This window comes from Acetivibrio clariflavus DSM 19732 (genome assembly GCF_000237085.1).
GTDB lineage: Bacteria > Bacillota > Clostridia > Acetivibrionales > Acetivibrionaceae > Acetivibrio > Acetivibrio clariflavus.
The window spans coordinates 773,038-797,721 of sequence record NC_016627.1; the positions used below are offsets into that span (position 1 = coordinate 773,038).

The window sequence follows — 24,684 nt, forward strand, 5'->3', positions numbered from 1 at the left end:
TTGTTAAATTTGCTGTTGCAAAAGCGTGATTGTTTTGAAAGGAAGGTAGATATGCCCAGGCAATTTAGCTTAGAGAATACTAGAAATATAGGAATAATGGCTCATATAGATGCTGGTAAAACAACAACTACAGAGCGTATACTATTTTATACCGGTAGGGTTCATAAAATAGGTGAGACTCATGAAGGTTCTGCAACTATGGACTGGATGGAGCAGGAGCAGGAAAGAGGTATAACAATTACATCTGCTGCTACTACTGCTCAATGGAAAGGAACTAGAATAAATATTATAGATACGCCGGGGCACGTTGACTTTACAGTTGAAGTTGAGAGATCACTTCGTGTTCTTGACGGAGCTGTTGCAGTGTTCTGTGCTAAAGGCGGTGTTGAACCGCAATCGGAAACAGTTTGGAGACAAGCGGACAAATACCATGTTCCTCGTATAGCTTATGTCAACAAGATGGACATAATTGGAGCCGATTTCTTCAACTGTGTAAAAATGATGAAGGAAAGACTTCAGGCTAATGCTATTCCCATTCAGCTGCCGATAGGTAGTGAGGATAAGTATGCCGGAATAATAGACCTCGTATTGATGAAAGCATACTATTTTATGGATGATCTCGGAAAAGTAATTGAAGAGAGAGAAATTCCGGATGATATGAAGGAATTGGCTGGAGAATATAGGAACAAGCTTGTAGAGGCTGTTGCCGAACAAGATGAAGAACTTATGATGAAGTACTTAGAGGGTGAAGAACTTACCCTTGAAGAAATCAAAGCAGGTATAAGAAAAGCTACTGTTAATGTTAGCATGACTCCTGTTTTGTGTGGTTCTTCATATAAAAACAAGGGTGTTCAGAATCTCCTGGATGCTGTTGTTGACTATTTACCGTCACCTTTGGACATACCACCAATTAAGGGTATGACTCAGGATGGGGAACAGGAGATAGAAAGACCTGCTGATGACGATGCACCGTTTGCTGCATTGGCATTTAAGATAATGGCTGACCCCTTTGTAGGAAAGTTGTGCTTCTTTAGAGTTTACTCCGGGAAATTAAGTTCCGGTTCCTATGTACTCAATGCAACTAAAGGTAAAAGGGAAAGAATAGGCAGAATTCTTCAGATGCATGCAAACCATAGAGAAGAAATCGACATGGTTTATTCTGGAGATATTGCAGCTGCTGTAGGACTCAAGGATACTACAACAGGAGATACCTTGTGTGATGAGGCACATCCTGTAATATTGGAGTCCATGGAGTTCCCGGAACCTGTTATTTCGGTTGCAATTGAGCCTAAGACAAAAGCCGGTCAGGAAAAGATGTCATTGGCTTTGGCAAAGCTTGCAGAAGAAGACCCAACCTTCAGAACGCATACTGACCCCGATACTGGGCAAACTATAATATCAGGTATGGGAGAATTGCACCTTGACATTATTGTTGACCGACTGATGAGGGAATTTAAAGTTGAGGCAAATGTCGGTAATCCTCAGGTTGCATACAAAGAAACTATCAGAAAGACTGTTAAATCAGAAGGTAAATTTGTCAGACAGTCTGGTGGTAGAGGTCAGTATGGTCACTGCTGGATTGAAATTGAGCCGAAAGAACCCGGAACTGGATATGAGTTCGTTAACAAAATTGTTGGTGGTGTAATTCCAAAAGAATATATCCCGGCAATTGATGCAGGTATCCAGGAAGCAATGAATAACGGTGTTCTGGGTGGATATCCGGTTGTGGATGTAAAAGTAACCCTTTATGATGGATCCTACCACGAAGTTGACTCTTCGGAAATGGCATTTAAGATAGCGGGATCGATGGCGTTTAAGGATGGTATGAAAAAGGCAGATCCTGTGCTTCTTGAGCCTATAATGAAAGTCAGTGTTACAGTTCCCGAAGATTATATGGGAGATGTTATGGGTGACTTAAACTCAAGAAGAGGAAGAATTGAAGGAATGGAAGCACGAAATGGAGTTCAGGTTATAAATGCTTTTGTTCCATTGGCTGAAATGTTTGGATACGCTACAGCCTTGCGTTCAAGAACTCAGGGTAGAGGAGTATTCACAATGCAAATAAGCCATTTTGAAGAGGTTCCTAGAAACATTCAGGAAGCTGTTATAAATGGCAGAACAGGTAAATAAAATTTACGTATGATTAATGAGGAAATCAATATTAACCGGGGAATATGCAAAACCTGTATATTCCCTGTAAAGAATAATTATAGTAATCAAAAAATCAGTAGTTTACTGAAAAAGGAGGAGAATTAATAATGGCAAAAGCTAAATTTGAAAGAAGTAAACCCCACGTTAATATCGGAACTATAGGTCACGTTGACCATGGTAAGACTTCATTGACTGCAGCTATAACAAAAGTATTAAGCTATCAAGGAAAGGCACAATATTCTGCATATGACCAGATTGACAAGGCTCCTGAAGAAAAAGAAAGAGGTATCACAATTTCAACATCTCACGTTGAATATGAAACTGAAACTAGACACTATGCACACGTTGACTGCCCAGGTCACGCTGACTACGTTAAGAACATGATCACTGGTGCAGCTCAGATGGACGGTGCTATCCTTGTTGTTTCAGCTGCTGATGGTCCAATGCCTCAGACAAGAGAACACATTCTTTTGGCTCGTCAGGTTGGCGTTCCATACATAGTTGTTTTCTTAAACAAGTGTGATATGGTTGACGACGAAGAGCTTATTGAATTAGTTGAAATGGAAGTTAGAGAATTGTTAAGCTCCTACGAATTCCCAGGAGATGAAATTCCAATAATTAGAGGATCAGCTCTTAAAGCTCTTGAGTGCACAGCTACAACACCTGATGCTCCTGAATATGCACCAATCTTGGAGTTGATGAATAAAGTTGATGAATACATTCCAACTCCTCAAAGAGCAGTTGACAAACCATTCCTTATGCCTGTAGAAGACGTATTCTCTATCACAGGTCGTGGAACAGTTGCTACAGGTAGGGTTGAAAGAGGTCAATTAAAACTTTCCGACGAAGTTGAAATCGTTGGTTTGATGGACGCTCCTAAGAAGACTGTTGTAACCGGTATAGAAATGTTCAGAAAGCTTCTTGATCAAGCTGAAGCCGGTGACAATATCGGTGCTCTCTTAAGAGGTATTCAGAGAGACGAAATTGAAAGAGGACAAGTTCTTGCAAAACCTGGTTCAATTAAACCTCATACTTATTTCGAAGCTCAAGTTTACGTATTGACAAAAGAAGAAGGTGGAAGACATACTCCATTCTTCAACAATTACAGACCTCAGTTCTACTTCAGAACTACTGACGTTACAGGAGTTGTTGAACTCCCTGAAGGTACTGAAATGGTTATGCCTGGTGACCACGTAACAATGAAAGTTAAATTGATCACTCCGATAGCTATGGACGAAGGATTGAAGTTCGCTATTCGTGAGGGTGGAAGAACTGTTGGATCAGGTAACGTTAACAAGATTATAGAATAATATCAATCAATGATAAACGAAAGGGGTTGGACAAAATCCAATCCCTTTTGTTATTGGAAGATCAAACAGAAATCAGACAAAACGAATTCTAATGCGTATATAAATGTATATAAATTATATGAGAGGGAGGTGAAATATTATTGGAAACACCGGATATTGTTATAATAAAAAAATGCCTTGCAGGAGAAAAAGAAGCTTTTGCCGAACTGGTTACCAGATATAAAAAATTAATATATAATGTAATATATAATATAATATATGATAAAGAAGAAGTAAATGATATTGCTCAGGAGGTATTTATAAAAATATACAAAGCTCTTGATAAATATGATCCGCAATACAAGTTTTCAACGTGGGCAGTGAAGATAGCTACAAATTATTGTCTCGATGTTGTTAGAAAGAAAAAAATCGATACAACGTCTATTGATGAGGTTGTTGGTGTTTCCAGTGATATTGAAACTCCTGAATCAAGTTATATTAAGCAGGAACAGAGTGAGCGGATTATTAGTGAACTGTCAAAACTGCCTGAGAAATATCGGGTGCCGTTGATACTATATCATAAAAACGGATTGTCTTATGAGGAAATGACGCAAGTTCTCAACGAACCCATGAGCATAATAAAAAACAGACTGTACAGAGCAAGGAAAATGCTTAAAGAAAAACTATCGGCACAAAGAGAGGAGGGGATTCTGTGAATTGCAATCAGGCTTATGATTATATGATGAAATACTTAGACGGCGAGCTTAACAGTTCAGAGCATGCAAAGCTGATTTATCATATAAACAAATGCAGTAAATGCTGTGCTGAATTTCAAGAATATAACAGTATTATAAAAGTTCTTGAAGAAAATAATGAAATTGAACCTCCTGATGATTTTGAAATGGCAGTTATGAGTAAAATTGAGCTGACAGAGGCCGGTTCAAAATTAATAAGAAAAAAGAGACTCCTTACTTTGTGTTTTTTATCAGCTATTTTTATTTTGATGGGATTGACAATTTGTTCTGTTTTTTTAAGAGATTACATTTTAGAAATTATGAAATATGCGGGAATTCCTGCGGGGATTGCATATAAGGTATATGGAATGCTTTGCAGTTTTGCATATAAAGTGAAAATATCAGTCAGATTAATATATTGTTTTAATTCCATATTTAGTGATATTTATTTCATATTTGTGGGATTACTTGTTATTGCAGCCATATCGAAAATATATAAAACAAAAGAAATTGAAAATAAATCCAATAAATCAGCTCATATACTTACAAATGAATAATATAAAGGCAAACAATATCTGAAAATAATAAAAAAATGTGTAATTTTCAGCAAATGAAAATTGCACATTTTTTTTATTATTTCATCGAATATTCATACTTTGAAAATAATACTTCGAATTATATGTTTTTTTATCACTAATAATAATTACACGGAGGTGATTCTATGAGCGAGGATTTTTATGGAAAAGAGAAAAATTTAAATTATAGAGAAGAAAATGTGAAACTCTATGTAATCTTAGGATGGATAAGTGCAGCACTGACAATTTTTATTTCTCCCTTGTTCGCAATATTAGGAATGACCTTCGGTATTTTATTAAACAGAAAAATAAAAGGCAGCGGAAACACTTTAATAATAGCAAATTTAGCACTGGGAATTATTAATATTCTTCTTGGAATAGTATATGTACTTTTATCGGAACAGATGATTGGTTATTAAAGGTAAAATGTTTACTATATCTTCTAAATTCATTTTTAGAAGATATAGTAATCTTTTTGGAAATAGGATTACTTAAACTTGACTTGTTATTTCTTGCATTAGTATTATAAACATTTAAAAAAAATTATGTAATTATTATTAAATTAAATTAAAAAAAATTAATAAAAAAAGCTAATTAAAAGAAAAATGGGCTAATTTACAGTGACTGAAGAATGCTAAAGAAAGGTATATCAGGAGGTGGTAAAATGAGAATGGTTTTAAAAATTTACAAGCTAGTTTCCATATGTTTGATTCCCATGTTCGCATTAGGCTGCAAATTAGATAGTACTAGAAAAGAGGCTGAAGATAATAAGATTAAGTTGGATTACATGGCGGACAAAATTAGCAATAGAACCCTTAATAAGGAAGTATATTTTGGAAAAAGAAACTTAAAAGGATTGGATATTGAAGAGATAAGGAAAATTTTAAACGAGTACTCTAAGGAAATAAATGTTGAGCCTAAAAATGCAACTTTTGACAAAGAAAAGTGGAGTATAGAACCTGAAAAAAACGGCAGGAAATTAAATATAGACAAGACCGTTGAGTCGATTTTGCAGGCATCAGAAGGGGCAACAGTGGAACCTGTTATTGAAGAAGTTAAGCCTGATATAACATCGGAGACTATAAAAAAGAACATAGTTGAAATAGGAAATTTCTCCACAGAGATACTGGATGACCAAAAATCAAGAGTCAATAATATAAAAGTTGCCAGTGATTATATAAACGGTGTACAAATTATGCCGGGAGAAGAATTTTCATTTAATGGAACATTGGGAAGGAGAACAAAAGAAAAAGGGTATAAGAAAGCTCCTATTATTGTTATAACTGAAAAAGGACCTAAGAAAGGATATGGAGTTGGCGGAGGTATATGCCAGATTTCAACTACGCTTTATAATGCTGCATTGGAAGCCGGATTGGAAATTACTGAACGACATCAACATTCAAAAAAAGTACCCTATATTGAAAAAGGTAAAGATGCGACAGTAGTATATGGAGGAGCAGACTTGAAATTTGTAAATAATCGGGAAAATCCTGTAATAATAAATGTGAATGTTTCCGAGGGGAAAGTCACAGTAAAATTATTTGAAATTAAGGATACAAGCCTGCTGTAAAATATAGTAACAGTATTTTTTTGAAATTCAGTGCAAAGTAACAGTATTTTTCTAAAATAAAGTTACAAATTATAAAATTTAAGTTGCTTACATGACATTATTTGATATAATTCTGAATATAGAGTATTAAATTGAGGAGGCAAATTACGTTATGACAAAAAAGGAAATAACAGTTAACAATATATCTGGATTAGAATCAAAGCCTGCCGCACTCTTTATTCAAAAGGCATCAAATTTTAAGTCCAGTATATGGGTTGAAAAGGGAGAGCGCAAAGCAAATGCCAAAAGTTTATTAGGCCTGCTTTCGTTGGGAGTAGGTAATGGAAATAAAATAACTATAATTGCTGAGGGTGAGGATGAATGTCAGGCCGTCAGCGAACTGGAAAGCTATTTGGCAACTGGTTTGGGGGAATAAAAAATATTGTGCGATTATAGAGATAGGACTGTATTTGAAGGAGTGCCTGTATCCGGAGGAATGGCTGTCGCAAAGCTTATCACTCTAACGGATATAGACTATGATGTGAACCCTCGGTTAATTGAAGAATCTGAGGTGGAAAACCAGATAACAGAGCTGGAAGTTGCTATTTGCAAGACTTTTATAGAGATATATGATTTGAAAGATGGATTTAAAGGACTGCTTAGTGAAGAGGAGAACAGAATCTTCGAATTTTATAATGAAATTTTAGATGACTCTTGTTTTTTTGAAGAAATGAAAAATGCCATAAGGGAAAAGAAATATCATGCGGATTATGCCATATATACATGTATACAGAAATATATAGACTGTATACAGGAAAGTGATAACGAATATATAAAGAATCGTATTTTTGACTTGAATGATATCAGAAGAAGGCTTATTAAAAATATAAACAGCAACGGTGAAATGAATCTGGATGAAATAAATTCATCCCATATAGTGGCTGTAAAAGAGTTGAATCCTATAATTGCCGGTATTCTTAGCAAAAAAGATGTTAGAGGGGTTATTGCCCAGGAGGGTGCCGGATATTTTACCCATGCTTCAATAATACTTAAAAGTGTTGGAATACCGACTATCGGTGGTATTAATTATAAAGAGATTTCAAAATATCAAAATAGAGATGTAGTTTTAGATTGTAATAAGGGAATTGTGATAGTAAATCCCAACAGCACTGAAATTCACAGCTATAGTGAAAAGTTAAAGAACATTGACAGTATTGAGAATATTGATTATTTTGATCCGGCTGTTACAACAGACGGGCATAAAATATGTCTGTATGCAAGTATTAGCAGCTTGAAGGAATTCAATATTGCAAGAAAGGCTAATTTTGACGGAATTGGGCTTGTCAGGACAGAGTCCATATTTATGAATTATTCAAAAGTACCGGATGAAAAGAGACAGTTTGCTGTATACTTAAAAATGGCTAAGGCAATGAAAAACCGAATGGTGGTTATAAGGACTGTTGATTTGGGAGAAGATAAAATACTGGATACTTTTGATTTTTATAAATCAACATCTGAAAGTATTGCAAGAGGGATTAAAAGGTCTCTTGAAAATAAAGATGAACTGGCTTTGCAAATGCGCTCAATAATAAGAGCGAATGTATGTGGTAATATAGGTATCACTTTTCCGATGGTTACCTCAGCAGAAGAAATAAGAGAGGTTAAGAAAATAATAAGAGGCATTGAAAATGAAGAAAAAGCTAACAATGAGGATTGTAAGAGTTTAAAAATAGGTGCATTTATTGAAACTATTTCTGCCGTTAATGATATAGAAAATATAATGTTAGAAGTTGATTTTATAAATATTGGAACCAATGATTTGTTATATCAGTTTTGCGGACTTAATAGAAATTGTTCTGCAGTGTTAAAGGATAATTATCTTGAACCTGAATTTGTTAAGACAGTCAAGAAGTGTGTCGATTGTGCGAAAGAGAACGGTAAGCCTGTAGTTTTATGCGGCGAAATGGCATCCGATCCTTTATCGCTTATTATTTTACTTGGCTTAGGAGTCAAAGATTTTAGCATTACCTTAGGCTCATTTTATGATATATATGATGTTATTAGAAAGACAAGCTTGAAAGAAGCGGCTAAAATAGCCGAAATGGCAGTACAAAGCAAGAGTATGGAAGAAGTGAAAGAAATATTGTATCATTCATCTTTATTAAGTACATAATTTTAAATGTTGTTTTTATTTTACTGCGGGGAATTGTACAATGGATTTTATGATTTCGAAGAATGCAGATTTGATTTGAAATGGCAAGATTGAATAGGTAACTATGTGAAAACGATTTTGGTGATATTTATGTTTAATATACAGGAAGAACTAAAAAAACTGCCCGATAAACCGGGCGTTTATCTTATGAAAGACAGTAACGGTGAAATAATATATGTAGGTAAAGCCGTTGTACTAAAAAACAGAGTAAGGCAGTATTTTCAATCGTCGGCCAATCATACTCCCAAAGTAAAGGCAATGGTCTCCAGAATAAAGGAATTTGAATATATTGTAACGGATACTGAATTAGAAGCACTGATATTGGAATGTAACCTTATAAAAAAATATCGTCCTAAGTTTAACATATTGCTTAAGGATGACAAAAGCTATCCTTATATTAAAGTGACAATGAATGAAGAATTTCCTAGAATATTAATGACAAGAAAGGTAGAAAAGGACGGTGCAAAATACTTTGGGCCTTACACCAGTGCTTTTGCAGTAAAGAACACAATAGATCTTATAAAAAAGCTATTTCCCATAAAAACATGCAATAGGGTATTTACCAAGGATGGAAAGAAGCAGAGACCTTGTCTTAATTATCATATACACCAATGCTTAGGTCCCTGCCAGGGAAATATAAACAAAGAAGAATATAGGGCATTAATGAATGATATATGCAGCTTTTTAGGAGGTAAACAGGAAGAGATAATTAAGAGACTTGAAAGGGATATGCTTAAGGCTGCGGAAAATATGGAATTTGAAAAAGCCGCTGCTTTAAGAGATAAGATTGCAAGCTTAAAGCACATATCACAAAAACAGAAGGTTGTCAGCAATGTTTTGTCCGATCAGGATGTAATTGCATTTTCCAAAGATCCTACCGATTCATGTATTCAAGTGTTTTTTATAAGGGGAGGAAAACTTATTGGAAGAGAACACTTTATATTTGAAGGAATCGGGGATGTTTCGGACAAGGAACTGATGACGTCTTTTGTAAAGCAGTTTTATACATCTGCTGCATATGTTCCCAGTGAGATAGTCCTCCAGGAAGATATAGATGAAGCAGATATAATTGAAAGATGGCTTAGCTCCAGAAGAGAAACCAAAGTACACATAAAAGTACCCAGAAGAGGCGAGAAGTTAAAACTTGTTGAGATGGTATCCCAGAATGCACTTATTGCACTGAACCAATTTAAAGAGAACATAAAAAATCAGGATAAGCTTGCAAAGGAAGGGATGGCAAAATTAAAGGAGATTCTTGAACTGGAGGAGATGCCCAACAGAATAGAAGCTTATGATATTTCCAATACCGGAAGCACTGAGATAGTGGCATCTATGGTGGTGTTCGAAGGAGGACATCCTGAGAAAAAGGAGTATAGGAGATTTAAAATAAAATCGGTGGAATCCCAGAACGATTACGCCAGTATGCAGGAAGTTATTTTCAGAAGATTTAACCATGCAAAAAAAGAGAAAGAGGATAAGAATTCAGAGGCTAAATTCAGCAAACTGCCACAATTGATTTTGGTGGATGGAGGACTAGGACATGTAAATTCGGTTTTAAGTGTCTTAGAAGAAATGAATATATCGATACCTGTTGCCGGAATGGTAAAAGATGACCGTCACAGGACGAGAGGGCTGGTAACGGGAAATAAAGAGATTGATCTTTCAAAGGATCTCGATTTACTCAGATTTGTTACTGCAATACAGGACGAAGCACACCGCTTTGCCCTGGAGTATAACAGAAAGCTTGTACAAAAGAGATATAAAGGTTCTGAATTGGACAAAATAGAGGGTATTGGACCAAAAAGGAAAAAAGCTTTGTTAAAGCATTTTGGGTCAATAAAAAATATACAAAAAGCAAGTGTAAATGATTTGGAAGCTGTTGAGGGAATAAGTCCCGGGCTTGCCAATAAAATATTTGAATATTTTAACGGTGGGAGCAGAATATAGATGTCGATATTTGCAATATCCGACCTCCATCTGGCTTTAAGTATAGACAAGCCAATGGATATTTTCGGCGAAAGATGGTATAATTACATGGAAAGATTGAAGCAAAACTGGATAAAGGTCGTAAAGGATGAAGATTACATTATTATTCCGGGAGATATCTCGTGGGCAACGTATCTTGAACAAGCCTACGAAGATTTTAATTTTATAGAATCGTTGCCCGGAAAAAAGATAATATCAAAGGGAAACCACGATTATTGGTGGACTACCTTAAGTAAGTTAAATAAATTTTTAGATGCCAATAATTTTAAGACCATAAGTTTTATGCATAATAACAGTTATAATATAGAAGGAACTACTTTTTGCGGTACAAGAGGATGGAAATGCCCGGGGGATGACGAATTTTCTAAAGAGGATGGAAAAATATATGAAAGGGAGCTTCAGAGACTTGAACTTTCATTAAAAAGTTCCTGTATCGGTACAGCAGCTGAAAATATTATCGTAGCTATGCACTACCCCCCGTTTAATGCAAAAAAGGAACCGTCGGAATTTGTGGAAATAATGAGGAAATACAATGTACGAAGATGCATATACGGTCACTTACATGGTGCCGGTTTCAAAAGTGCTGTAGTAGGAGAATTTGACGGAATAGAATTTAATCTTGTATCAGCGGATTTCTTAAATTTCGAACCTTTAAAGCTGTAAATTTTGCAATGCTGTTTTTGAGAAATAATACTATAATTGGGAAATTATATTATTTTGAAAAAGATTTATACTGGGAAACAAGCTTAAATAGATTGAATTGGCATTTTTTTTACTTGCTGCTTTAAAAAATTTTGGAGCTTAATATTGGCTTTTCAAAATATATTATGTTATAATGGAATGGCTGATTTTTTGTACATTGTAATAGTACGCTTAAAATATAGGATTTAGAGCCTAAGTTTTAAACCGGATTTCGGTACATAGGAATTGAAAAAAATATTATTAATATAAAGCAAATAATGGGAGGAACGGTTGTAAAATGAGTGTTAAGGTGGAAAAAACGGAAAAAAATAGAGTTCGACTTGAAATAGAAGTTGATGCTGCAAAATTTGAAGAGGGTTTGCAAAAATCCTATTTAAAGAACATTAAGAAATTTAATGTTCCTGGCTTTAGAAAAGGTAAGGCACCGAGAAACATAGTGGAAAGATACTATGGAGTGGAAGTTCTTTATGAAGATGCTATAAATATAGTTTGTGCTGAAGCTTATGATAAAGCCGTGGAAGAAAACGATATTCATCCTGTGGACAGACCTGAAATAGATATTAAGCAAATAGGAAAGGGCAAAAACCTTATTTTTGTTGCAGATGTTACTGTCAGACCTGAAGTTGTCTTAGGGCAGTATAAAGGTATCGAAGTTGAGAAAATAAACGTTATTGTAACAGAAGATGATGTTGAAAAAGAAATAAACAAAGTAGCTGAAAAGAGTGCAAGACTGATAACTGTTGAAGATAGAGGTATCCAAAAAGGAGATATAGCTGATATAGACTTTGAAGGATTCATTGACGGTGTGCCCTTTGAAGGAGGAAAAGCAAGCGGTTACAGGCTTGAAATCGGATCAGGAAACTTTATTGATGGCTTTGAAGATCAGCTCATTGGAGCTATGCCGGGGGATGATGTGGAAGTTAATGTTACATTCCCGGAAGATTATTCCAATGAAGAACTTGCAGGAAAGAAAGCTTTGTTTAAGGTAATTATTAATGATATAAAGGTTAAGGAATTACCTGTTATAGATGATGAATTTGCAAAAGACGTAAGCGAATTTGATACCCTTGAAGAATACAAGAACGATATAAGAAATAAACTCAAAGAAGCAGCAGAGCATAAAGCAAGACATGAGACTGAAGAAAAGATAATAAACAAGGTATGTGAAAATGCGGAAGTTGAAATTCCCAATGTTATGATACAAAGGCATATTGACAATCTTGTTAGAGATTTTGATATGAGATTGCGTTATCAAGGTCTTGACCTTGAAAAGTATCTTAACATCATGGGCCTTGAATATACAGATTTTAGAAATCAGTTTGAAAAGAGAGCTGAAGCAGAAGTTAGGACTCAGCTTGTTTTGGATGCCGTAAGCAAAGCAGAGAATATTCAAGCTACTGAAGAAGAGTTTGATGAAGAGATTGAAAAGATGGCTGAAAATTATAAAACCGATGTGGAAGAATTTAAGAAACATTTGCAGGATAACGATATAGAATATATTAAAGATAATATAAGAATAAGAAAGACAGTTCAATTCTTGGTTGACAGTGCAAAAATCGTTTAATATAGGTTTAATTTAGAGAGTTTATGGGAAGAAATAAATAAGAATAAGGTAGAGGGAGGCGTTGTTATGAGTCTTGTGCCAATAGTAGTTGAGCAAACAAACCGTGGTGAACGTTCTTATGATATATTTTCCAGGTTGCTGAAAGACAGGATAATAGTTTTGAGTGATGAAATAAACGATGCTACGGCAAGCCTTGTTGTTGCGCAGATGCTGTTTTTAGAAGCTGAAGATCCGGATAAAGATATACAGCTTTATATAAACAGTCCTGGAGGTTCTGTTTCGGCTGGGTTTGCTATTTACGATACTATGCAGTATGTTAAACCGGATGTTTCGACAATATGTATCGGTATGGCTGCAAGTATGGGCGCATTCCTTTTGGCTGCCGGTGCGAAAGGAAAAAGATTTGCCCTTCCCAATAGTGAAATAATGATACATCAACCGCTAGGTGGAGCTAGAGGTCAGGCGACAGATATCAAAATACATGCTGATCATATAATTAAAACAAGAGAAAGATTGAACAGGATTTTGAGCGAAAGAACAGGTCAGCCTTTAGAAAGAATCCAAGCAGATACAGAAAGAGACTTTTTCATGTCAGCGGAAGAAGCTAAAGCCTATGGATTGGTAGATGAAGTAATGGAAAGAAGAAAATAAACGAGGTGGTAGGATGTCCAGATATGATGATAAGAAGCAGCTAAAGTGCTCTTTCTGCGGTAAGACTCAAGAGCAGGTAAAAAGATTGGTAGCTGGACCTGGAGTTTATATTTGTGACGAGTGCATAGAGCTTTGTTCAGAGATAATAGAAGAAGAGTTTGAAGAAGCAAGAACTGATACCGAACTTAATGATATACCTAAGCCGGCAGAAATAAAGGAAATACTGGATCAATATGTAATAGGACAGGAATCTGCCAAGAAAGCTTTGTCTGTGGCAGTATATAATCATTATAAAAGAATAAATTCCGATTTTAAAGGGTCAGATGTTGAGCTGCAGAAGAGCAATATTATAATGCTTGGGCCTACAGGCTCAGGTAAAACTCTTTTGGCTCAGACTCTTGCAAAAATACTCAATGTACCTTTTGCCATCGCTGATGCTACATCACTTACTGAAGCAGGGTATGTTGGAGAAGATGTTGAGAACATTCTTTTGAAGCTTATACAAGCTGCCGATTACGATATTGAAAGGGCAGAAAAAGGAATAATTTATATTGATGAAGTTGATAAGATTGCAAGGAAGTCTGAGAACCCTTCCATTACAAGAGATGTTAGCGGTGAAGGTGTACAGCAGGCACTGCTAAAAATTCTCGAAGGGACAGTTGCTTCTGTGCCTCCGCAAGGTGGCAGAAAACATCCCCACCAGGAGTTTATTCAAATTGATACTACCAATATTCTGTTTATCTGCGGCGGAGCTTTTGATGGAATTGAAAAAATTATTCAAAACAGAATTGGCAAGAAGTCCATGGGTTTTGGTGCTAATATAGAAAGCAAGAAGAAAATGGATGTGGGGGAAATCTTAAAACACATCTATCCTCAGGATTTGTTAAAGTTTGGCCTTATACCTGAATTTGTAGGGCGTCTGCCGATTATGGTGTCCCTGCATTCTCTTGATAAAGCAGCTTTGATACAGATATTGACCGAGCCGAAAAATGCTCTTGTAAAACAGTATAAGAAGCTGTTTGAGATGGATGATGTGGAATTGGAGTTTGAAGAAGGAGCATTGGAAGCAATTGCTGAGAAAGCAATAGAAAGAAATACTGGTGCGAGAGGACTTAGAGCAATAATTGAGGAAATTATGCTTGATGTAATGTATGAAATTCCTAGTATGGGAAATGTTGAAAAGTGCATTGTTACACGAGATACGGTATTAAAAAACACACCTCCTGAAATTATTATTAATGAGAATAAGAAGTCGATGAAAAAGCCAGTTAAAAAAAAGTCAAATGTTAAGAAAGAATCGGCTTCTTAATCAAATGGAATTTTAAAAAAGAGTAACTTATAAAGGATTAAAAAAGGGTTGGTGTCCAATGAATAAAATTCATTGAGCATCAGCCCTTATTTTATAAAAAAAGCTATTGATTCTATATTTGTACATCGGATAATATAATAATGTTTGTAGAAACTAGAATATTATGAAATTACAGGCGTAATATAGCATATATAAAGGGATAATATTTTTATGTTTAAAAATTTCAAAATATTTTGGTAACTGCTTAAATATCAATGCATGTTGATCAAATATAAAAAGTTCTATTTCAAATTTATAAAATATAATGGGTATATGTAAATTATAGATATGAAAGGATTATGAAATAATGAATATTTTGGGAAAGATTTATTTTACGTTATTTCCGATAGTTTCGCTTTTATTTGGTAATATTGCTTTAATAAAAGCTAAAAAATATAAAAGTATAGCAAACGAAGTATTTTTTATTTTTTCAATATTGCTAAATATTGTTCTCATTGGTTTTCTTGCAATGTATATCTGTTTAGAATATGATATTATTAATATTAAGAAATAGATACAAAATTGTTACTATTTTTATCGCTTCATTTTGTTCTATCACTTCTTTTTCCTCCTTTGCAATAGAATTTTTATTCGATAGGAATTCCGTCAAATTATCGGTAATTACCGTAAAGTTACCGGAAAAGTATGAAGGAAATGCTTGCCATTTTAATTTCTCAGGATAAATTATCTAACATAGTAAATAATATATTTATAATTAAAAAATATTACATTTCACATAAGCAAAAATTACAGCTTAGGAGGATAAAAAATGCTAACTGGCACTCTCTTTATAATACAACTATTTTTTTCCATAGTAATAGGACTTTACTTTTTTAATATGCTAAAATCGCAGCAAGGGAATAGAAGTGCAATTGAAAAAGAATCAAAGAAAGAACTGGACAGGCTGAGAAAACTTCGGGAAATTAAACTTACAGAGCCATTATCGGAACGCACAAGGCCAACAAGCTTGGAGGAAATAGTAGGACAGGAACAGGGGCTTAAGGCACTCCGGGCTGCTCTATGCGGTCCGAATCCTCAACATGTAATTATATATGGGCCGCCTGGAGTAGGAAAAACAGCTGCGGCGAGGGTAATCCTGGAAGAGGCTAAACAAAATGATATGTCACCTTTTAAAAAAGACGCTAAGTTTGTTGAGGTGGATGCGACTACACTTCGATTTGATGAAAGAGGAATAGCTGACCCGCTTATTGGTTCGGTTCATGATCCGATTTATCAGGGTGCAGGTGCCTATGGTGTGGCAGGTATTCCGCAGCCTAAGCCTGGTGCTGTTACAAAGGCACATGGTGGAATACTGTTCTTGGACGAAATAGGAGAATTGCATCCTATACAGATGAACAAGCTTCTAAAAGTATTGGAGGACAGGAGAGTTTTCTTAGAGAGTGCATATTACAGCCCGGAAGATAAGAACATCCCGTTACACATACATGAAATATTTCAAAAAGGACTGCCGGCCGATTTCAGACTTGTAGGTGCGACGACAAGAACTGCCGACGAAATTCCTCCGGCAATAAGGTCCAGATGTGTGGAAATATATTTTAGACCGCTTACAGCAAATGAAGTGAAAGAGATTGCAAGAAATGCAGCACGAAAGGGAGGTTTTCTACTGGAAGAAGGCGGGGATGAGCTGATAGCTAAATATGCACAAAATGGCAGAGATGCGGTGAACATAGTACAAATTGCCGGAGGAGTGGCATTAGTTGAGGAGAGAAGACTAATAAAAAAAGCGGATATTGAATGGGTTATTGAATTTGGAAAATATAATCCGAGGATCGATAAAAAAGTGGATAAAGGTGAGCAAATAGGCTGTGTTAACGGTTTGGCCGTATTTGGGAATTGTACAGGAATGGTTCTGGAAATTGAAGCTGCAGCCACTAAGACTTTAAGTGGAGAAGGCACCTTAAAAATTACAGGAATAATTGAAGAGGAAGAAATGGACGGAAGAGGGCATAGGCTAAGAAGAACAAGTACAGCAAGAGCTTCCGTTGAGAATGTGCTGACGGTTCTGAAAAGAGTTTTTGATATTGAATATAGGGACTATGATTTACATTTGAATTTTCCGGGAGGTGTACCTATTGACGGGCCTTCAGCGGGTATTGCAATAGCTACAGCAGTCTACTCGGCAATAAAAAATATTCCTATAAGCAGCGAGATTGCAATGACAGGAGAAATATCCATTCGGGGAAAAGTTAAACCTGTGGGAGGAGTTATTGCAAAAGTTGAAGCAGCTAAGAATGCAGGTATTAAGAAGGTAATAATAGCAAAGGATAACTGGCAGGAAATTTTCAATACTATGGACATTGAAGTAATACCCGTTGACAACATATATGAAGTAAGGGATATTGTATTTGGCAGAAAAGAAAAGGGTGAGGCAGATAATATTTCAATACAGGGTAATCCTGTCAATGTATTGAGTGCATCCGGTGCATAAGTTATAACTTATCCTATACAGCATTTTAATGAGCAGGATTGTGTATAAATGAGATGGCAAAAAGCCAACTCATTTTTTTATGCCGATGCTGTCATAAGTGTTATTTTATCGATTTATCGGTTCTTCTCTAAATTGAATATTTATGATATGCTATAGTTTATTAAAAGCAATTATTTATTATATTCTAAACTTAAAATACTTTTGGTATTGAACTTTATTTCTGGTGTTTTATACTTTGGTATAAGGTCAAAAGAAGTATTTTTGATAATAAAAATTATAAAGATAAGCAGGTGTTGAAATTGGTAGATAAAATTATTCTGGGAATTGAGACCAGTTGTGATGAGACTTCGGCGTCGGTGGTGAAAAACGGACGGGAAGTACTGTCAAATGTTATATCTTCACAGGTGGATCTGCACCAAAAATATGGAGGTGTAGTGCCGGAAATTGCCTCCAGAAAGCACGTTGAATTGATTATACCTGTAGTTAACCAGGCTATCGAGGAGGCCGGAATAACACCGGATGCTATTGATGCTGTAGGAGTGACCTATGGACCGGGGCTTGTAGGTGCGCTGCTGGTAGGGTTGTCTGCTGCTAAGGCAATTGCTTTCGCATGGGGTAAACCTTTGGTAGGAGTACACCATATTGAAGGACATATTGCCGCTAACTATATACAACATAAAGAACTGCAACCGCCTTTTGTGTGTCTGGTGGCATCGGGAGGTCACAGTCACATTGTACATGTTGAAGACTACGATAGATTTAAAATCCTTGGAAAGACAAGGGATGATGCAGCCGGTGAGGCTTTTGACAAAGTGGCAAGAGCAGTAGGTTTGGGTTATCCCGGAGGTCCGTTGATTGATAAAATGGCTAAAAATGGTAATCCTAAAGCAGTTGACTTTCCCAGGGTATATTTTGAAAAAGGATGTTTTGATTTTAGTTTTAGCGGTATTAAGACTGCGGTATTAAACTATTTGAACAGTGCAGAACAAAAAGGTGAAAAGTATAGTGTTGAGGATGTGTGTGCGAGTTTTCAGGCCGCTGTTGTGGATGTATTGGTGACAAATTTAATATCTGCAGCAAAGCATACAAACTCAAAAAAGGTTGCACTGGCAGGTGGTGTGGCAGCTAATTCTATGCTTAGAAAAGAGCTGGAGGAGCAAGCTGGCAGGGCCGGACTTGAAATATACTATCCAAGTCCTATCTTGTGTACCGACAACGCAGCAATGATTGCATGTGCCGCATATTATGAGTTTGTCAGGGGAAATGTATCCGATTTAAACTTGAATGCCATACCGGGTTTAAAACTTGGAGAAAGAGGATAGAGCAAAATCTGTGGATAACTTTGTGTTATCCACAGATTAATATTATTTCCCGATATTTCATGTTATTAATGAATTATCGAAAATTTTGGAATATAATTTGGGAAATAATGTATTATTTATTTCCATGATTAGTATGTGATTGTTAATACTAAACTGTAAAAAACTCTGTTGACTGCTTATACAAAGAAATGACCAGCACAATGTCATAAGCCAGTTGTATCAATTATTTTGAGAAATTTTACAGAAAAATAAAAATTATTTTTATGTTCTGTTTACGTAATTTTATGATATAAAATTAATTTTTTATAGTACAAAAGTCCTATAAAAATTTTGACGAATTATACCCAATATTGTTGAAATTTATTTTGTGAATAATGTGGAAATATTTCTCCAACCCTTATAAAATCAAAGGGTATCATTGTGGATAACGTTGTGGAAATTGTGGATTAATATGTGCATAATTACTTTACAGGATATATAAAAAATTATTGATTGTACAAATTTTTTGTAAACCATTTAATGAAAAAGCTTTAATTAAAATATTTTAAATTGGTTCAAATTTCTATTTACATAAAAATAAAAACCATTTTGAAATGTACATTTTACAATGCGGTGAGAAAACATCCAATTAATTTTTTAAAGGGTGAACTATGAAGACAGCAACAAAGGATTATATTATAAATACAGTGTATAGAACCAATATTCTTCCGGTTATTTCAGCTTGCAACACATCATGTGTTTTTTGCAGCCACAGGCAGAATCCTGAAAAAGTGGAGGTATATAAGCTTGGTAAGCTTGACCTTTGTGATTTCGAGGATATTATAGAATTTTTATCCCCCGACAGAAAAATAATTATCGGGGAATCGGCAACCAGGATTATTGAAGGAGAACCTCTCCTCCATAAAAATTTTATAGAGATTGTGGAAATGGTGAGAAATAAATATAAAAACACTCCTATACAGATAACCACCAATGGAATTCTGCTCAATGAAAGGCTGGTAAACAGGTTTGTAGAGCTAGGAGGCATAGAACTTAATGTATCTATAAACAGCATCAGGAGCGACAAGAGAAAAGAAATATTAGGCCTTAAGAAACCGGATGACATCAAGGAGAAGCTTTCAATGCTCAATGGCAGGATTAATTATAGCGCCAGTGCTGTTTTTGATCCTAACTATATGGAGTATGAAGAGATTGAAGAAATGACAGAATTCTTAGATAAAAATGGTGCCAATTCCATTCGGCTGTTTTTGCCTGGATATACATATTTAACGGGAAGGCAGCTTGAACTGGAGAGATTATATAATGATGTTTGCACCTATGTCAAAAAGTTTAAGCATAGAAACAGTATACCGGTAATTATTGAACCTTCATATATTTTTGATTTAAAGGCGAAAATTGAAGGAGTTGTAAATAATTCAGCGGCTAAAAGTGCAGGAATTCAGGAAGACGATATTATTGTGGGTGTAAACGGCGAAAAGGTTTTAACCAGGGTTGATGCATTCAATAAAGTTTTCCGGTTAAAAAATCCTCAGTTGGATATAATCAGAGGCGATAAAAACTTAAAAATAACACTTAAGAAAGAAAAAAATACCTCTCCGGGTTTTATAATGCTCTACGATATTGATCCTGACGAAGCCGAAAGAGTAAGAAGGCTTGTGGAAAGGTATAAAGCCAACCATGTCCTTTTTATAACATCAGAACTTGCATATGGCGTTTTAAAGAGTCTTTTTGAAGCTGTAGGATTTACATTTAACTATGATATAATAAAGGCTCCTAATGCCTTTTTTGGAGGAACTATAAAGTGTGCTGGGTTGCTTACGGTACAGGATATAATAGAAAGTGCAAAGACTTATATAAAAGAAAAAGGGAAGCCTGATTTAATTGTGCTTCCTCCAATTATGTTTGACAATAAGAGAAGAGACCTTTTAGGAAGAAAAATGGATGAAATTGAGTCAGTGTTTAAAATTCCGGTAGATATGCCGTAAAATATCTATTTGCTTATCAGGATGGGATTTAGCCACCTTTATACATTCTATAGTATTCAGTAACCTTTTTGACATAGTTCTGAGTTTCACTATAGGGAGGAATTCCGTTATATTTTCTTACACTGCCGGGACCTGCATTATAAGCAGCTAAGGCAAGCTGTAAATCTCCGTTAAAGGCCTTCAGCTGGTCTCTTATATACCTTGTGCCGCCATCTATGTTCTGATCAATGTCCCAGGGATCGGTAACGCCAAGTGCGTCTGCCGTTCCGGGCATTAACTGCATTAAGCCTTGAGCACCTGAATGGGACAGAGCTCTGGGATTAAAACTTGATTCCTGTTTTATAATGGCTCGAATCAGATCAGCATCTACTCCATATCTTTGAGATGCTTTTTCAATGCTTGAGTTAATAAGAGCCATGAGTTCAGACTTGTCTTCAGGAATATAAGATGTACTTGCTTCTCGCGACCTTTTAGCTCTTGCTACATCGGCCGATCTGTCGTTTCCGAATTTATCTACAGCGTTTAAGATCCTTTGAGCTGATTTTTTTGCAGGTTCTTCTATTGGAGTACTGATTGAAACAATATCTTCAGCAGCCTCTAAAACTTTTTCGAAGGTCATTCGTTTGGCATTGGCAGTTTTTATTTTTATTGGAACTCTTCTTTGTATTTCATTTAATTTTTCACTGAAAATATCGCTTACTCTCATTGAAATCACCGAACCTGTTGATTGAATTAGACTTAATTGGCTAAAAGTTAAACCGATATTTGCTCAAATTCTTTATCGGATGATTTCTGAATAAACATTATAGGTAAAAAATATTATTTATGGCATGACAAAATTATGAAACCTCGAGTTTACTCCGTTTCACAAATTTGGAGCAAGCGTTCTTCTTTTTGCCGTCATATTTCCTTACGGTAAACAGCTGGCATATTCCGTACGCCTTTTCTTCGATTTTACTTGTATCATAAACAATGAAGTTTTCGCAATCCAAACAAGTGTTTATTCTCCGTTTAAGGGAGCTAAACTCGGGCATAAATCTGTGTTTTGAACAAACATAGTCTTGAGATACTACACCCTTTTCAATGCACAATATATCGTTGTTGATAGTAATAACAGTTCCCTTGAGGCAATTGCTGCATGATCTTGAATTTTTGGAATTCAAAACTTTCTCCCCCTAATAAGATGCTAAGAACTCCTTACAAAAAATTCTAATTACAGGATGCTAATTCATTATAACATTGTAACCCTTACTATGGAAGAATACGGGAAATATTATAAAGACAAATTTAAGTTTTCAAAAAGGTGCTATTGATATATAATTATTAAAAAGAATGGGTTTTCGCAGTTTGCAGATTTAATTAAAACTTTTTTAACAGGGAGACTAATATGAAAAAACCAACAATATTGCGAAAAAGATATATTCCTTTTGAAACGGTTGATATTTCAGGCGATGAGCTGATATCAAGAAGCGATGATTTGATAGTAACCCGATGGAAACCTATTAAAAGTCGGTCGGATATTTCCGGAGGTATATCCTATACTTTTTTAAAGGAAGGATATAAAGTCAGTAAATTTTTGGGACCGTCCGGCGAATTTAAATATTGGTATTGCGACCTCATAAATGTGGACTATGATGAAAAATTGGATAAATATGTTTTGACGGATTTGCTTGTTGATGTAAAAATAATGCCCGATGGCTCTGTAATGGTATTGGATGTAGATGAAGTTGCAGAGGCAATGGAAAAAGGACTTATTACCAAAGAAGAAGCATGTACGGCATTAAGAACTTTGGCTAAAGTACTGGAAATGGCTTATAACGGTAATTTTCCGCCTTCGGTTTGCTTAGAGTAGAAATAATGTTTTTAAAAATATGATTAATAGTTGAGAAATTGTATGGAGTTTTTTATGGAGGACGAAAATGGATAAACGTATAGATTTACATACTCATTCTACTGCATCGGACGGCAGCATGACTCCCAGAGAGCTGATAAGGCATGCAAAAGAAAGCGGCCTTAGTGCAATAGCCATTACCGATCATGATACAATAGACGGTGTTGAAGAAGCTTTGGATGAAGGAACAAAGGTTGGCATTGAAGTAATTGCCGGAGTAGAGATAAGTGTTGAGTTTGAACCTGAAATGCATATTTTGGGATATTTTTTTGGCAATACATATAAAAATATGGAACCTATTTTAAAAAGGCTTAAGATAGCAAGAGATGAACGGAATCCCAAAATGGTTGAAAAGCTTAGAAGTTTAGGATTTGATATAACCATGGAAGAGGTTCAGGCAGAAGCTGGAGGAAATATCGTAGCAAGACCGCACATAGCCAGTGTTCTTTTAAAAAAAGGATATGTTCAAAGTATACGGGAGGCATTTGACAAATATATTTCTGAGGGTAAACCGGCCTTTGTCAGGAAAGAAAAAATGTCCCCGGAAGAGTGCATAGAAAGTATAACTAAAGCCGGTGGAATACCGGTGATTGCCCACCCCATTTTTCTTAACCGCTCATGGGACGAGTTGGATAAAGTTGTGGAAAGACTTAAAAAAGTTGGCTTGAGAGGGATTGAAACCTATTATGTTGAGAATTCAGAGGAGGATACTGATAATCTTTTGAAAATAGCTTCAAAACACAATATTGTACCTACAGGCGGAAGCGATTTTCATGGTATATTCAAGCCCGATATAAATATAGGCGAAGGAAAAGGTAATTTATATGTACCGTATGAAGTCCTTGATATGCTTAAAAAAATATAAAAAAAGAACCCATGTAGAATGGGTGAAGTTGGGGAGTTAATATTAAATAATTAAAAATTGTATATAAAACCGAATAATTTTCATTAAACAGAATACACAGATACTTGTTAATGTTTTATGGATTATTTTAAAAAACTTTTAGCTACATATATAATTTTATTATATTTCAAAATGCTAAAACAATAGTAAATAATACTCATTATTATAGGAATATAGTACTAATAATTTCAAATTCATGGAACTTGACATAGGATTAAAAAGTGATATAATTAATAAATGCAGTACGAAATTTTGATAATGGTGCCCTTTCAACGGAAGGGTTATTTTTATCTGTAAAATAATTTGATAAAGGTGTAATTCAATGTCTAAGGAAGCTAAAAAGACAATTGCCCAAAACAAAAAAGCCCGGCATGATTACTTTATTGAGCAGACTTTTGAAGCTGGAATTGTTTTGTCCGGGACCGAAGTAAAATCCATCCGCCAGGGGAAGGTTAGTATTAAGGACAGTTATGCAATCATTAAAGGTGGAGAAGTCTTCATTATAGGAATGCATGTAAGTCCTTATGAACAAGGTAATATATTTAACAAGGATCCTCTGCGGGACAGGAAGCTTTTGCTGCACAGGTATGAAATCAATAAGCTTATCGGTTCTATACAGCAAAAGGGCATGTCTTTGGTTCCTATTGAATTATACTTCCGCAACGGCAAAGTAAAACTTGAACTGGGATTGGGAAAAGGTAAGAAGTTGTATGATAAGAGAGAGGATATAGCAAAGAGAGACGCAATGCGTGAGATTGACAGAAGGATAAAAGAAAGCAGTCGCTAGTTTGAAAATTTTATATATGGGGGCGTAATGGTTTCGACGGGATTGTTGAGACTTGAATAGCGGGTAGAGGATTCTCGTTGGCCTCTTTAAAAAACGAGAGCTAAAAATAAACGCTGAAAACGATAATTACGCTTTAGCTGCTGCCTAATATAGGCAGCCCGTCAGTCCGGGGTTCCTGCGCCTCGGGTCACTGGCGTCATTAAGTCAGGCCTTTTGAGTGGGAAGGTTAAACTCTAGAACTATCACAGTGGTAGCCTTGAGCTGTGACGGATTTTAAAGGATACCGATATCCAAAGCCTGCCCTTGGGCGTTGGGTTGAGGGAATTTAAAAATAAGGGCTGCACCCGGAGAAGTTCTTGTGGATATAGTCTCGGACAGGGGTTCGACTCCCCTCGCCTCCACCAACAAGGTGCAACTATCACCGGAAAGGCCAGAATGGCCATTTTCCGGCATGTTGCTTTCGATAGAACTGTCAGTGTTATCACTGGCGGTTTTTTTATTTTTACCAGGTCCAGGACCTTTCCCTGGTACCGTCAAAATGTCCATGTCGATCTTATCTTCATATACAGTCACGCGTTCAACGAA

21 protein-coding genes and 1 other RNA gene are annotated in these 24,684 nt (G+C 35.6%); 20 read left to right on the top strand and 2 right to left on the bottom strand.

Annotated features, from left to right (window positions below):
- The first annotated feature begins 51 nt into the window (after nucleotides 1-51).
- The 16 genes from fusA (at nucleotide 52) to CLOCL_RS03295 (ending at nucleotide 20,517) form a co-directional block, all read left to right on the top strand.
- Nucleotides 52-2,130 (top strand): elongation factor G, encoded by a 2,079-nt coding sequence (gene fusA, locus CLOCL_RS03215; protein ID WP_014253998.1) that lies wholly within the window; start codon nucleotides 52-54, stop codon nucleotides 2,128-2,130.
- A 128-nt stretch (nucleotides 2,131-2,258) separates the two neighbouring features.
- Nucleotides 2,259-3,461 (top strand): elongation factor Tu, encoded by a 1,203-nt coding sequence (gene tuf, locus CLOCL_RS03220; RefSeq protein ID WP_014253999.1) that lies wholly within the window; start codon nucleotides 2,259-2,261, stop codon nucleotides 3,459-3,461.
- 140 nt (nucleotides 3,462-3,601) lie between these two features.
- Nucleotides 3,602-4,156 (top strand): RNA polymerase sigma factor, encoded by a 555-nt coding sequence (locus CLOCL_RS03225; protein WP_014254000.1) that lies wholly within the window; start codon nucleotides 3,602-3,604, stop codon nucleotides 4,154-4,156.
- Nucleotides 4,153-4,731 (top strand): anti-sigma factor family protein, encoded by a 579-nt coding sequence (locus CLOCL_RS03230; protein ID WP_014254001.1) that lies wholly within the window; start codon nucleotides 4,153-4,155, stop codon nucleotides 4,729-4,731. Before CLOCL_RS03225 ends, CLOCL_RS03230 begins: the two co-directional genes overlap by 4 nt.
- 164 nt (nucleotides 4,732-4,895) lie before the next feature.
- Nucleotides 4,896-5,168, top strand: a complete 273-nt coding sequence (locus tag CLOCL_RS03235) for a hypothetical protein (protein WP_014254002.1) — start codon at nucleotides 4,896-4,898, stop codon at nucleotides 5,166-5,168.
- 245 nt (nucleotides 5,169-5,413) lie between these two features.
- Nucleotides 5,414-6,319 (top strand): VanW family protein, encoded by a 906-nt coding sequence (locus CLOCL_RS03240; RefSeq protein WP_014254003.1) that lies wholly within the window; start codon nucleotides 5,414-5,416, stop codon nucleotides 6,317-6,319.
- 151 nt (nucleotides 6,320-6,470) lie between these two features.
- Entirely contained in the window at nucleotides 6,471-6,734 is a 264-nt protein-coding gene (locus CLOCL_RS03245) for an HPr family phosphocarrier protein (protein ID WP_014254004.1), read from the top strand.
- Nucleotides 6,735-6,740: 6 nt separating this feature from the next.
- Nucleotides 6,741-8,471, top strand: a complete 1,731-nt coding sequence (ptsP, locus tag CLOCL_RS03250) for a phosphoenolpyruvate--protein phosphotransferase (RefSeq protein WP_014254005.1) — start codon at nucleotides 6,741-6,743, stop codon at nucleotides 8,469-8,471.
- A 129-nt stretch (nucleotides 8,472-8,600) separates the two neighbouring features.
- On the top strand, nucleotides 8,601-10,457 hold the full coding sequence (gene uvrC / locus CLOCL_RS03255; RefSeq protein ID WP_014254006.1) for an excinuclease ABC subunit UvrC: 1,857 nt from the start codon (nucleotides 8,601-8,603) through the stop codon (nucleotides 10,455-10,457).
- Nucleotides 10,458-11,159 (top strand): metallophosphoesterase, encoded by a 702-nt coding sequence (locus tag CLOCL_RS03260; RefSeq protein WP_014254007.1) that lies wholly within the window; start codon nucleotides 10,458-10,460, stop codon nucleotides 11,157-11,159. It abuts the gene before it with no gap.
- Between the two features lie 316 nt (nucleotides 11,160-11,475).
- Nucleotides 11,476-12,762 carry a trigger factor gene (tig, locus tag CLOCL_RS03265; protein WP_014254008.1) on the top strand — a complete coding sequence of 429 codons (1,287 nt, stop codon included), beginning with the start codon at nucleotides 11,476-11,478 and terminating at the stop codon, nucleotides 12,760-12,762.
- A gap of 66 nt (nucleotides 12,763-12,828) precedes the next feature.
- Complete coding sequence (gene clpP, locus CLOCL_RS03270) at nucleotides 12,829-13,413, top strand: ATP-dependent Clp endopeptidase proteolytic subunit ClpP (RefSeq protein WP_014254009.1); 585 nt, start codon at nucleotides 12,829-12,831, stop codon at nucleotides 13,411-13,413.
- A 13-nt stretch (nucleotides 13,414-13,426) separates the two neighbouring features.
- Complete coding sequence (gene clpX, locus CLOCL_RS03275; protein WP_014254010.1) at nucleotides 13,427-14,722, top strand: ATP-dependent Clp protease ATP-binding subunit ClpX; 1,296 nt, start codon at nucleotides 13,427-13,429, stop codon at nucleotides 14,720-14,722.
- Nucleotides 14,723-15,530: 808 nt separating this feature from the next.
- The gene (gene lonB / locus CLOCL_RS03285; RefSeq protein ID WP_014254012.1) at nucleotides 15,531-17,210 is read left to right on the top strand and encodes an ATP-dependent protease LonB; all 1,680 of its coding nucleotides are present in this window, start codon (nucleotides 15,531-15,533) and stop codon (nucleotides 17,208-17,210) included.
- A 299-nt stretch (nucleotides 17,211-17,509) separates the two neighbouring features.
- The gene (gene tsaD, locus CLOCL_RS03290; protein ID WP_014254013.1) at nucleotides 17,510-18,532 is read left to right on the top strand and encodes a tRNA (adenosine(37)-N6)-threonylcarbamoyltransferase complex transferase subunit TsaD; all 1,023 of its coding nucleotides are present in this window, start codon (nucleotides 17,510-17,512) and stop codon (nucleotides 18,530-18,532) included.
- Between the two features lie 650 nt (nucleotides 18,533-19,182).
- The gene (locus CLOCL_RS03295) at nucleotides 19,183-20,517 is read left to right on the top strand and encodes a radical SAM protein (RefSeq protein WP_014254014.1); all 1,335 of its coding nucleotides are present in this window, start codon (nucleotides 19,183-19,185) and stop codon (nucleotides 20,515-20,517) included.
- A 28-nt stretch (nucleotides 20,518-20,545) separates the two neighbouring features.
- Here CLOCL_RS03295 and CLOCL_RS03300 read toward each other — a convergent pair whose 3' ends face one another.
- Together CLOCL_RS03300 and CLOCL_RS03305 are read right to left on the bottom strand one after the other, a co-directional pair.
- Complete coding sequence (locus CLOCL_RS03300) at nucleotides 20,546-21,223, bottom strand: lytic transglycosylase domain-containing protein (RefSeq protein WP_014254015.1); 678 nt, start codon at nucleotides 21,221-21,223, stop codon at nucleotides 20,546-20,548.
- Nucleotides 21,224-21,356: 133 nt separating this feature from the next.
- Entirely contained in the window at nucleotides 21,357-21,680 is a 324-nt protein-coding gene (locus tag CLOCL_RS03305) for a hypothetical protein (protein ID WP_014254016.1), read from the bottom strand.
- A gap of 224 nt (nucleotides 21,681-21,904) precedes the next feature.
- Here CLOCL_RS03305 and CLOCL_RS03310 point away from each other — a divergent pair, with 224 nt between their 5' ends.
- From CLOCL_RS03310 to ssrA, 4 genes are all read left to right on the top strand, one after another.
- The gene (locus tag CLOCL_RS03310; RefSeq protein WP_014254017.1) at nucleotides 21,905-22,369 is read left to right on the top strand and encodes a ribonuclease FAU-1 family protein; all 465 of its coding nucleotides are present in this window, start codon (nucleotides 21,905-21,907) and stop codon (nucleotides 22,367-22,369) included.
- Between the two features lie 67 nt (nucleotides 22,370-22,436).
- The gene (locus CLOCL_RS03315) at nucleotides 22,437-23,273 is read left to right on the top strand and encodes a PHP domain-containing protein (RefSeq protein ID WP_014254018.1); all 837 of its coding nucleotides are present in this window, start codon (nucleotides 22,437-22,439) and stop codon (nucleotides 23,271-23,273) included.
- Nucleotides 23,274-23,634: 361 nt separating this feature from the next.
- Nucleotides 23,635-24,099, top strand: coding sequence for an SsrA-binding protein SmpB (gene smpB / locus CLOCL_RS03320; protein ID WP_014254019.1), 465 nt, complete (start codon nucleotides 23,635-23,637; stop codon nucleotides 24,097-24,099).
- Nucleotides 24,100-24,117: 18 nt separating this feature from the next.
- Nucleotides 24,118-24,503: a transfer-messenger RNA gene (gene ssrA, locus CLOCL_RS21415) on the top strand.
- Nucleotides 24,504-24,684 lie beyond the last annotated feature (181 nt).